This is a genomic window from Microbacterium sp. NPDC060117, assembly GCF_042729315.1.
GTDB lineage: Bacteria > Actinomycetota > Actinomycetes > Actinomycetales > Microbacteriaceae > Microbacterium.
The window spans coordinates 1,024,086-1,035,804 of record NZ_JBHWXR010000002.1 but is presented as its reverse complement, the minus strand read 5'-3'; the positions used below and the strand labels follow the sequence as shown (position 1 = coordinate 1,035,804).

Below are 11,719 nucleotides of genomic sequence, written 5' to 3'. Positions count from 1 at the left end.
GACGAGAATCGCGATGGATCCGGTCCTCTCCCCGTTCACGGGCTGGGGCAGGGCGCAGTGGGAGGCGGTGGCGGACGACTGGCTGGGCCAGGTGCGCCGCCACGCCAGCCCGGAGGGCGCCCTGCCGCGCCTGCCAGGACGGATCACCGGTGACGGCGTCCGGCGCGAAGGGATGGAGGCCGTGGGCCGGTCGTTCCTGCTCGCCGCGCCGAGGATCGCGGGAGCCGCGGACGCCGGGGAAGCGGCGGTCCAGGAACACCTCGAGTACTACTCGCGCGCGCTGCTCGCCGGCACACGGCCGGGCGGCGAGGAGGAGTGGCCCCGCGGCGTCAGCTGCCGGCTGCCCTTGACCGGGATCACGAACTCGATCGTCGAGGCGGCGAACATCGCGTTCTCGCTGCACATCAGCCGTGACCGGCTCTGGTCGGGTCTGACCCGGCCGGAGCAGCTCCAGATCGCGGACTGGCTGCGCCACCATGCCCGCTGCGAGGTGTGGCAGAACAACTGGCAGCTGTTCCCCGCGATGGCGGAGGGCTTCCTGCGCGCCGTCGACGAGGACGTGCGTGGACTGCACGCGGCGCGCAACGTGGCGCGGGTGGAGAGCTGGTATCTCGGCGACGGCTGGTACACCGACGGGCCCGAGCATGCGATCGACTACTACAACGCGTGGGCGATCCATCCCTACCTCTGGGGCTGGTACCGCATGACCGGCGCCGAGCACACGCCGGAAGGCCAACGGTATCTCGAGCGCCTCCACGACTTCACCGCGTCGCAGGCGCACATGGTCGCCGCGGACGGCTCGCTCCTGCATCAAGGGCGCTCGCTGACCTACCGCACGGCCGCACTGGCGGCGCTGTGGTGCGCGGACGCATCGGGGGCCAGTGCGCTCAGCCCCGGCCAGACCCGCCGCATCGCATCGGGAGTGCTCTCGCGCTTCACCGCGAAGGGCGTCAGCGCCGAGGGCCCGCTCACCCTCGGGTGGTACGGAGAGTTCGAACCGATGTGCCAGGACTACAGCGGGTTCGGCTCCCCGTACCTGGCGGGAATCGGATTCCTCGGGCTCGCACAGCCCGCGACGGCGCCCGTCTGGACCGCTGTCGAAGAGGCCCAGCCCTCCGATCACGGGCCGTTTACCCGCCCGATCGAGCCGGTGGGGTGGGTGCTCCGCGGAGCCTCGGACGGGATCGTGCGGATGGCGAACCACGGGTCGGACCATGCGACGCTTCCGGTCGGCGAGGACGAGGACCGGGACGACCCGCACTATGCGAAGTTCGCGTACTCGACCCACACCGCGCCGGGCACGGGGCCGGCCTGGGTCGATGGGATCGACTCGCACCTCGCGCTGCTCGACGACGAGGGCGCCGGCAGCAGGCGCAGCTCCCTGCGCGCCACTCGCGTCGAGGGAGATCTGGCCGGATCCGTGCACGTGCCCCAGCTGCACCGGCGCGCGCTTCCCGGTACCGCGGTGACGACGGTGACCGCGGGCGACGGCACGGCGGAAGTGCGTGCGCACCTCGTGCAGACCGACCGGCCATGGGCGATGCGCGAGGGCGGCTGGGCGATCGCGGACGACGCCGAGCTCGAGTACGGCGTCGTCGAGGACGGCGCCTGGGTGCGCGGCGGCGACGGCCTGCTCGCCGCGGTCGTCGGGCTCCTCGGCTGGGAGGAACCGGCCGATGCCGACGGAGGCGTGGACGTCGCCGCCGGCCTGTCGCGCGCTCGCGTGTTCAGCTATTCCGAGGCGAACGCGATGGGAGCCCACTCCGCGACCCCGGCGCTCCTGGGCCGCACCGGCTCGGGCCGCACGGTCGTCGTCACGCTGCACGTGCTCGAACGCGGCGGCACCGTGGATCCGCAGCGCTGGCGGGACAGGGTGCGGGTCGACGTCGACGGCTCACGCGTGCGCCTGGACTGGGCGTCCGGCACGACCTCGGAGTTCGACCTGGCCACGTTCGTCCCGTGGGACGAGCACCCCGGCCTCACCGGACCGAGGGGAGAGGCCCGATGATCGCGCTGCGCTACGGTGCGGGACCGGCGGGACGGCGGCAGGATCCGGCGATGCGGGCGTTCCGCGCCGACCGGTTCGGGCAGTTCGTGCACTGGGGGCTGTACGCGATCCCCGCCGGCACATGGCAGGGGCGCACGATCGAGTTCGCCGCCGAGTTCCTCATGCAGTCGGCGAACGTGAGCCGGGAGGACTGGGCCGCGCTCGCCGGGGACTTCACGCTCGAGGGCTTCGACCCGGCGGCATGGGCCCGCACGGCCAAGCGCATGGGGGCGCGCTACGTCACGGTCACGACCAAGCACCACGACGGCTTCTGCCTGTGGCCGAGTGCGTACTCCGACTTCACCGTCGCCGCCACTCCGTCGGGGCGCGACGTGCTCGGCGAGATCCTGGACGCATACCGGGCCGAGGGACTCGCCACGCATCTCTACTACTCGGTGCTGGACTGGCATCACCCCGACTGGCGGTACGCCATCGAGTCCGACGACGACCGCGTGGCGTTCGACCGCTATCTGGACTTCGCGACGAACCAGCTGCTCGAGCTGTCGGAGCGATACCCCCAGGTGCGCGGGTTCTGGTTCGACGGCACGTGGGACGAGTCCGTGAAGGCGAACGGCCGCTGGACGCACGAGATCGAGCGACTCCTCAAGGAGCGGATCCCCGGTGCGATCGTGAACAGCCGCCTGCGCGCCGACGATCGGGGTGCGCGGCACTTCGACTCCAACGGCGCGCTCATGGGCGACTACGAGAGCGGCTACGAGCGCTGGCTGCCCGCGCCCTGGGACCGTTCCGTCAGCGTGCACGACTGGGAGGCCTGCGCCACTCTGACCCAGGCGAGCTGGGGCTTCCACGACTCGGCCTGGGCCGAGCGGGGGCGCAAGACCGCGGCGCAGATCGTCGAGCAGCTCGCCCAGACCGTCAGCCTGGGCGGCAACCTCCTGCTGAACTTCGGGCCGCGTGGCGACGGGTCGCTCGCACCCGTCGAGGTCGCTCTCGCCGACGAGGTCGGCGCCTGGATGGCGGTGAACGGGGAGGCTCTGCACGACAGCGGCCCCGCCGAGGAGTGGGACTACCCCGGCTGGGGCTTCTACACGACCCCGCTGACGGCGACGGCACCGGAAGGCTCTGCCGGTGTCGTGCACGCCATCGTCACGCGCATCCCCGTCTCCGGCATCCTCACGGTCGCGCTGCCCTCCGGCGTCGCGCTGCGCGCCGTGCGCGCGCTCGCCGACGGCAGCGCCCTGCCGTTCACCCCGTTGGACCCGCACACCGTCCAGATCCCGGCCCCCGCCCCCGCGGGGATGCCGACCGTGCTCGCCCTCGAGACCGCGCCCGCAGACCGGGAGAGCGGCCTGCGCGAGCCCAACCCTGACGTCGCGCTCGTGTGATTCATGAGCGGGCGCCTTCCCGTTCCGCGCTTGCGACGTCGGGAACGGGAAGGACACACCCACACCCTCCGCTTCGAAGAGGAAAAGGAAAGGGCATGACCATGAAACAACACCGCACCGCGCAAAGCAAAGTGCGCTGGCGACGGCTGGCGCCCGCGCTCGCGATGGGGGCCGTCGCGGCCCTCGCTGCGCCGGCCGTCGCGCAGGCCGACACCGCGATCGCGCCGCCGCAGTACACCGCGGCCGGGACGGGGAAGATCAGCGGATCGCTGCTGAGCGACATCGCCGGATCCGCGTTCGTCGACAAGGACGGCCAGTTCCACTGGACGAACGCCGACGCCCCCTACGACTCGAACCCGGCGCACCACTGGGCGCGCACGTTCACGAACACCGACATGGGTGCCGTCACCGCCGGCATCGGATCGTCGACGCAGCTGAACCAGGCGCCCGCCTACTATGCGGATCCGAACACGATCTGCTATCAGCTCGACAAGGATGCGACCTTCCCGATCCCGTCGCCGCAGCAGGACGACCATTGCGACGTCATCGGCGTCTGGGTGGATCCGCAGGGAGTGTGGCACGCCCTGCTCAACGACGAGTTCCAGTTCGATCCGTGGCAGACCAAGGGGGCGAATGCGACCGTCGCGGAGAAGATCACCAGCGCACACCACAACAACCGGATCCTGATCGCGACGTCCGAGGACAAGGGCTCCACATGGCAGTACAAGGGGCCGGCGCTCACTTCGGCGTGGGATGACGATCAGGTCATCGACAGCGCCGCCTCGCCCGGTCAGTCCTACCCGTTCGGGAACTCCGGGTGTCGACTGTTCATCGACTACTCGACCGGCTACTTCTACATCACGTACAACGTGAAGATCTACAAGAAGCCCGGTTCGTCGACCCTCGCCAGCTGGACCGAGATGGCCCGCTCGCCGATCAGCGACGGGATGGCCAGCGGCACGTGGCAGAAGTGGTACGACGGCTCCTGGTCGCAGCCGGGCGTCGGCGGAATCGACGGCAACGTCAACTCCGTCGGCGGGCTGAACGTCTCGTACGACCCGGCCACCGATCGGATCGCCTGGAACGGATCCGGCGCGAACGCCTCGGCCTCCTACCAGGGCAACACCGTCAAGTCCGATCACCTGATCGCCCTCGCCGACGGCACCGGCGCCACGTTCACGGCCAACACCCTCGCGCACACGATCGTCGATGACGCGACGGGCAAGAGCGCGCCCGACCGTGCGATCGCGTACACCGACCCCGCGACCGGCATGAATGTGGAGATCAAGGCCGTCGATGACAAGTACGAGAACGGCGTCAAGGTCGTCACCGGCGGCATCTACGTGACCCAGACGGATCCGAAGACGGGCGTCGCCGCCACCGTCGACCTGATCACGAACAGTGCGTTCTACCAGGACCCGGTCTCGAAGTTCATCTACCAGCCGGCGGCGAACAACGAGTCGGCCATCTCGTACAACGCGTTCTCCGGCCTGTACCGGATCGTCGGCTACGACGGCAACGTCTACGAGACCGCCGATCTGGGCGACCCGAACTCGTGGAGGGTCGTCGGACTCATGCCTGCGGGCTCGAACGGCGGGTATCTGACGTCGCTCGACAACGGCAGTCTGACGAACCAGAACGTCACCGGCCGGTCGTTCCTGACGATCTCCGACCTGAACGGAAAGGTGGTCGACATCGCGCAGCAGCCGGGCAGCGGCGAGGCCCTGGTCAGCGCCGAGTACACCCCGCAGGACACCTCGGGCGCGGCGGTCAGCCAGGACTCGTCCTATGTCCTGCGCGTGGGCGGCAAGGCGGTCACCGCGAACCACGGTCCCGGCCTGGACGGCGGCAACGGCAAGGCGACCAGCGCCTCGACGTGGAAACTCGTCCCGGTGAAGGACCCGCGTTCGACCGCCGGCGACAACAGCGGCTTCTACCGCCTCGTCGATCCGTCCACCGGCAACACGCTGCAGGTGTCCGGCAGCACTCCCGCGGAGAAGCGCGCCGTCGACGCCGTCGTCACGGTCGCGGCGCAGGAGGCCGACGCCGCACCGCTGAGCCCGACGAGCCTCGGAACGCCGGGCGGCAGCGACCAGTGGTACCTGCAGCGCGTCGCCACGAGCGGCACCTCGCTGGACGGCTCCACGACGTACCGCCTCGTCAACCGCAACAGCGGGCTGGCCCTGCAGTACGTGGACGACCGGATGCGGCTTGAGCAGCAGGCACCGGGCGACGCCTCGCAGTACGTCACCCTCACGGTGCGATAGCGCCCCATCGGCCGGGCCGGGGGAATCCTCTCGGCCCGGCCTCGTCACGATCCATCTCGGAAGGACAGCATGAACCAGCAGGACCAGAACCCGCAGCAAACCAGTGGTTTCCGTGCCGCGGTGATCGGCGTCGGAGCCAGGGCATCCGTCGCACGTCACGTCGAGGCGACCGGCGGTCGCGTGGTCGCCGCCGTGGATCCGGCCCCGCAGACCCATGCGCGCGCGGCCCGGCTGTTCGGCGACATCCCGGTGTTCGCCTCCGTGGCGCAGCTGCTCGCCTCGGACATCGCCCTCGACGGCGCCTTCGTCACGACGCCCGACTTCACCCATGCCGACATCTCGGTCGAGCTTCTCGAGGGCGGCGTCCCCGTCTACCTGGAGAAGCCGCTCGCGATCTCGATCGAGGATGCGGACCGGATCCTGGAGACCGCCTACCGCACCGGGTCGAAGCTCTACGTGGGGCACAACATGCGGCACATGCGGGTCGTGCGGATGATGAAGGACGTCATCGACCGGGGCGAGATCGGCGAGGTCAAGGCGATCTGGTGCCGGCACTTCGTCGGGCACGGCGGGGACTACTACTTCAAGGACTGGCACGCCGAGCGCGACAAAGCGATGAGCCTGCTGCTGCAGAAGGGCGCGCACGACATCGATGTGATGCACTGGCTCGCCGGCACGTCGTCGCGCACCGTGGTGGGCGTCGGGGACCTGGCCGTGTACGGGCAGGTGGAATCGCGTCGGGACAACTCGGACCGGAGGATGGGGGACTGGTTCTCGACGGAGAACTGGCCGCCGCTGGCGCAGCAGGATCTGAATCCGGTGATCGATGTCGAGGACATCTCGATGATCATGATGCGCACCGACTCCGGGGTGTTGATGAGCTACCAGCAGTGCCACTTCACCCCGGACTACTGGCGCAACTACACGGTGATCGGCACGGAGGGGCGGATCGAGAACTTCGACGACGGCACCGGCGGCGAGATCCGGGTGTGGAACGCGCGCAGTGACTATCTCGAGAAGGGGCATGTCCGCTACCCGATCGAGGACGGCGGCGATGGCGGGCACGGCGGGGCGGATCCGCTCACCGTGGGGGAGTTCGTCGCGTTCGTGCGCAACGGCACCCCGACCGACACGAACCCGCTCGCCGCCCGCGACGCCGTCGCGGCCGGGATCGCCGGCGCCCTCTCCATCCGATCCGGATCCCGGCCGCAGCAGATCCCGGTCATCGCAGACGAGGTGCGGCAGTACTTCACCGACCATCAGCCGTCGAGACCCTGACCCCGGATGCGAGTCCGCGCGCGTCGGCGGTCACATGAGGATCATGTCGCCGTCGGCCGCGCGATACTCCTCGACGGGCGGTGGGACCGGGATGCTCTCGGTCCCGGTCCGAAATCCGCGCACGGACGAGAGCACCGGCTCTGGGCCGGTCGTCTCGATCTCGACCGTGCGGAGGGTGCGCGCGGGGAAGGCGTGCAGCCGGCCGGCGCCGACGGTCCGGCCTGCGCAGACCTCCACCCCGGAGGCCACGACGCGGTGCGCGGCGACGCGCTGACCGTTCTCGAGCTCTTCGACGAGCTCGAGGTGATCGATGCGGACGTCGGCGCCGAAATCGGCTCGCCAGCGACCGGGCGCCAGCGGCGTGAGGCCAGCGGGCAGCGGCGCTCCGAAGCGGCGTTGCCGCTCGTCGGCGTACTCCCGCAGCCGGGCCAGGTCGGCATCGTCGATCAGGCCGTCACGATTCGGGGGGACGTTCAGCAGGAGGTTGGCGCCCAGCCCGACGGAGCGGTAGTGGATCGCCAGCAGGTGCTCCAGGCTCTTCGGGGCGTCGTCGGGATGCCAGAACCAGCCGTGTCGCAGCGAGACGTCGCACTCGGGAGGCAGATAGCGATCACCGAAGCCGAGCTCCTCGTCCGTGTGCACGTCGTTGCGCGTCACGTCGACGACGTACTCGACGGGATCCGCGGCGAGGCCGTCCTCGTTGCCGATCCAGCGGATGTCGGGGTCGCCCATGTTGAAGATCACCGCTTCGGGCTGATGGGTGCGGACGATCTCGACGATCCGCTCCCAGTCGTAACTCCGGCCGGCCGATCCTGCACCGTCGAACCAGACTTCGACCAGGTCGCCGTACTGCGTGCACAGCTCGGTGAGCTGAGCGCAGTAGAAGTCGTCATAGGCGGCGGGATCCGAGTAGCGCGGCTCGTGACGGTCCCAGGGCGAGAGGTAGATCCCGAGGCCCATTCCCGCTTCGGTGCAGGCATCGGCGAGCTCGCGGACGACGTCGCCGGTGCCGTCCCGCCAGGGGCTGGAAGCGACGGAGTAGTCGGTGGTGGATGTGGGCCACAGGCAGAAGCCGTCATGATGCTTGGCCGTCAGCACGACGTACCCGGCGCCCGCGGTCTTCGCTGCGGCCACCCATTGCCGCGCATCGAGGAGGCGCGGATCGAAGCTCGCAGCGGGCAGTGTGCCGTCACTCCATTCGACGCCGGCGAACGTGTTAAGGCCGAAATGCAGGAAGACCCCGACGCCGCTCCGCTGCCAGCGCAGCTGCAGGGGAGTCGGGTGATGCGCAGCGGTTTCCGCGGAGATCGACATCGCGCTCCAGAAGGTGTGCCCGGAACGGTGCGACGCGGGTGAACGCGTTCTCCTGGCCGCCGGGCCGTGAGAGGGCGGATGGATCCTGAGGACCCATCCGCCCCGTGGACGTGCTTACTTCGAGGTGCCCTGCGACACGGATCCCTGCAGCTGGCGCTGGAAGAGGATGTACACGAACAGCACCGGGACGATCGTGATGATCACCGCGGCGAACAGGGCGCCGAAGTCGACCTGATAGCCGGCCGACGACGCGAACGCGGCCATACCCTGCGACAGCACGTAGTTGTCGCGGTTCGTGTTCAGCGAGATCGGCAGCAGGAACTGGTTCCACAGCCCGAGGAAGTTCATGATCGCCACCGCGGCCAGACCCGGCTTCGCCATCGGCAGCATGACCTGGAAGAACGTGCGCCATTCGCTCGCCCCGTCCACGTACGCGGCCTCCTGGATCTCATAAGGCAGCGACTTGAAGAACGAGAACAGGAAGAACACCGTGAACGGCAGCGCGAACGCGACGTACGTGATGATCAGACCCGGCAGCGTGTTCAGCAGACCCATGCCCTGAAGGATGAAGAACAGGGGGACGATGGCGAGGAACACCGGGAAGGTGAGTCCGGCCAGCATCAGGTAGTAGATCACCCGGCTGCCCGGGATGGAGAACCGGGCGAGGACGTAGGCGCACATCGCGCCGAGCAGCATCACCAGGATCAGCGCGCAGCCCACCACGATGACCGTGTTCAGGAACATCGGCCCGAAGTTGTTCTTCACCCACGCGTTGACGTAGTTGTCGAAGTTCCAGTTCGCCGGGAGTCCGAAGGGGGACTTGAAGATCTCCTTCGTCGTCTTGAACGAGCCGAGCAGCGTCCACAGCATCGGCAGGACCACGATGATCGCCCAGATCGTGAGCACCACGTGCGAGATGCCGCCCACCACCTTGTCGCTCGTGGTCGACTTGGGACCCCGGATGGCCTTGGCCGCCTTTTTGTCGACCGTCACCGCCGCACGTGTGTCGAGGCTCATGCGCGTCCCCCTTCATCCTTGCCGCCGATGAGACGGAACACGCCGATCACGAGACCGGCGAAGATCAGTGTGACCGCGGCGAGCACGACGCCCATGGCGGTGGCCAGACCGAACTGGCCCTTCTCGAATGCGGTGCGGAACAGATACTGGCTCATCACCAGGGTGCTGTTGTTCGGGCCGCCGGAGGCGTTCAGGCCGGCCATGTAGACGAAGGCGTCCAGAGCCATGATCCCCAGGTAGATGTAGGCCGTCTGCACGTTGTCGCGCATCTGCGGCAACAGGATCGAGACCACCGTGCGGAACCGGCCTGCGCCGTCGATGCGCGCGGCTTCCAGGGTCTCCGCGGGGATCCCCTTGATCGCGGCGATGAACAGCACCATGTAGAAGCCGACCATGCTCCACACGATCACGAAGATGGTCGAGCCCATGGCCGTGCGCTCGTCGCCGAGCCACGAGATCATGTCGGTCATGCCGAGGCCGCGCAGGATGCCGTTCAGAAGACCGTTGGACGGCTGGTAGATCATGCTCCACAGGATCGCGATGACGATCGCGGGGATGACGTACGGGAAGAACGACACCACGCGGTAGAAGCTGGATCCCTTGAGTCCGCGCACCTGACCGCTGGAGGGTCCGCCGACGGTCACCATGCTCGCGAAGACGAGGGCGACGGTGATCGTGATCAGCGGCACGACGACAGCAAGGAGGGCGTTGTTCGCCATGGCCTGCAGGAACGTCGGATCCTGGAACAACTTCACGAAGTTGTTCAGTCCGATGAAGCTCATGTTCGGCGAGAAGCCGGTCCAGTTGGTCATCGCGTAGTAGAGCGCCTGGATGAACGGCGAGATCACGAACACGAGGAACAGTGCCACCGGCAGCACGAGGAAGACCAGCAGGAACGACACGTAGTCGAAGGTCAGCCGGCGCTGCCCGAGGCGGGGGGCCTTGCGGCCCCCCGCGCGAGCAGCAGTCACGGCGGCGGTGTCGAGTCCACCGTCGAGATCCGGACTGCTGATGGTCATTACTTGATCTCGATCTTGGTGATGGAGCTGTCGTTGCGGATCTTGTCGGTGAGGTCCTGCAGCGCCTTGGTGATCTCGGCGACCGTCATCTTGCCGTCGAGGAACGAGTTCCAGATCGGCAGCTGGTCGGAGTTCATGCCGTACAGGCCGAACGCCTTGATCGTGAAGACGTTGTCGCCCGCCTTGTCGAGGAGCTCCTTCTGCGACACCAGAGCGGTGGAACCGAAGCCGTCGTCGGGGACGATGCCCTTGACGATGGTCGGCGCCAGCTTGTTCTTGGCGAACGCGGTGGCGGATTCCTTCGACAGCATCGTGCGCAGCAGCTCCTTGCCGCCCGCGGGGTTCTTCGCCTTCGACGGGACGATGAACGGCTCGCCGGCCTCGGCGCGCAGCGTGCCCTTGGGGGTGGTCTGCTTGTCGTCGAGCGGGAGCTCGCCGATGCCCTTCATGGTGAAGCCGTCCGCCGTCTGCTTCTTCATCTCGTTCTCGATCCACGAGCCCGAGGGGTAGAGCAGAGCGGCCTCGTCGAGGCTCCACTGCGACTGCGCCTGGGTGAACTGCGTGCCCGCGCCGCCCGGCTTCATGTAGCCGGCCTGGATGAGGTCGTAGAAGATCGTCAGGATGTTCTGGATGATCGGGTTCGACCAGGCGTCGGCCTTGAGGTTCTCCAGCGGGAGGCGCACGTCGTCGCCGCCCTGGATGACCGCCGAGTCCACGACGAGCGTCTGGTAGTACGTCGCCGCCTCCTTGCCCCAGACGAACAGGTACTTGCCCTTCGCCTTCGCAGCCTCGCCGAGCGCCTTGAGGTCCTGCCAGCTGGTCGGGACGGTGAAGCCGTTGTCCTTGAAGAGCTTGTCGGAGTACCAGATGCCGTAGACCGTCATGACGTAGTTGAGCGCCACGAACTTGCCGTTGAAGGTGCCGGGATCCTTGACGCCGCCGTAGAGCGTGTCGCTGATCTTGGTGCCCTCGAGGTTGTTCGAGTCCAGGATGTCGTCGAGCGTCTCGAGCTGGTCGAGGATCGTGTTCCAGCCGATCTGGTTGGCGCCCGAGTTGTCGATGAGGTCCGGCGGGTTGCCGCCGACGAAGCGCGGCTGCAGCTCCTGGGCGATCTTCGTCGAGGCCGAGACCTTGACGCTCACGCCGCCGAGCTTCTTGTTGCCGTCCATGATCTTCGCCGCGTTCTCGACGTAGTCCACGCCGTAGCCGCCGTCGAAGATCACCGCGTCGACCTTGGAGTTCGCCGCGACGCCGAACGGGTTGTCGGCCGACTTCGTGCCGCCGGCTGCGCCGCCGCCGCCACCGCCGCCCGGGGCCGCGCAGGACGCCAGGCTGACGCCGAGCGGCACCATGACCGCTGCGAGAGCAGCCCCGCGCAGCAGCGAGCGCCGGCTGATGGAAGCGTCTTTGGTTTCCATGTGATTCTTGCCT

8 protein-coding genes are annotated in these 11,719 nt (G+C 68.3%); 4 read left to right on the top strand and 4 right to left on the bottom strand.

The window, feature by feature from the left end; genetic code table 11:
* The first annotated feature begins 13 nt into the window (after window positions 1–13).
* The 4 genes from ACFWCK_RS11105 (at window position 14) to ACFWCK_RS11090 (ending at window position 6,938) form a co-directional block, all read left to right on the top strand.
* Complete coding sequence (locus tag ACFWCK_RS11105) at window positions 14–2,008, top strand: DUF2264 domain-containing protein (RefSeq protein ID WP_378805846.1); 1,995 nt, start codon at window positions 14–16, stop codon at window positions 2,006–2,008.
* A complete protein-coding gene (locus ACFWCK_RS11100) occupies window positions 2,005–3,393 on the top strand; it encodes an alpha-L-fucosidase (RefSeq protein ID WP_378805845.1) in 1,389 nt (462 codons plus the stop codon). Before ACFWCK_RS11105 ends, ACFWCK_RS11100 begins: the two co-directional genes overlap by 4 nt.
* 95 nt (window positions 3,394–3,488) lie before the next feature.
* Entirely contained in the window at window positions 3,489–5,660 is a 2,172-nt protein-coding gene (locus tag ACFWCK_RS11095) for a hypothetical protein (RefSeq protein WP_378805844.1), read from the top strand.
* Between the two features lie 69 nt (window positions 5,661–5,729).
* Entirely contained in the window at window positions 5,730–6,938 is a 1,209-nt protein-coding gene (locus ACFWCK_RS11090) for a Gfo/Idh/MocA family protein (protein WP_378805843.1), read from the top strand.
* A 30-nt stretch (window positions 6,939–6,968) separates the two neighbouring features.
* Here ACFWCK_RS11090 and ACFWCK_RS11085 read toward each other — a convergent pair whose 3' ends face one another.
* From ACFWCK_RS11085 to ngcE, 4 genes are all read right to left on the bottom strand, one after another.
* On the bottom strand, window positions 6,969–8,252 hold the full coding sequence (locus tag ACFWCK_RS11085) for an alpha-L-fucosidase (protein ID WP_378805842.1): 1,284 nt from the start codon (window positions 8,250–8,252) through the stop codon (window positions 6,969–6,971).
* Between the two features lie 114 nt (window positions 8,253–8,366).
* Window positions 8,367–9,269 (bottom strand): carbohydrate ABC transporter permease, encoded by a 903-nt coding sequence (locus tag ACFWCK_RS11080; protein WP_233310674.1) that lies wholly within the window; start codon window positions 9,267–9,269, stop codon window positions 8,367–8,369.
* Entirely contained in the window at window positions 9,266–10,288 is a 1,023-nt protein-coding gene (locus ACFWCK_RS11075; protein WP_378805841.1) for a carbohydrate ABC transporter permease, read from the bottom strand. The genes ACFWCK_RS11080 and ACFWCK_RS11075 overlap by 4 nt, the downstream gene beginning before the upstream one ends.
* On the bottom strand, window positions 10,288–11,706 hold the full coding sequence (gene ngcE / locus ACFWCK_RS11070) for an N-acetylglucosamine/diacetylchitobiose ABC transporter substrate-binding protein (protein ID WP_233310676.1): 1,419 nt from the start codon (window positions 11,704–11,706) through the stop codon (window positions 10,288–10,290). Before ngcE ends, ACFWCK_RS11075 begins: the two co-directional genes overlap by 1 nt.
* Between the last annotated feature and the right edge of the window lie 13 nt (window positions 11,707–11,719).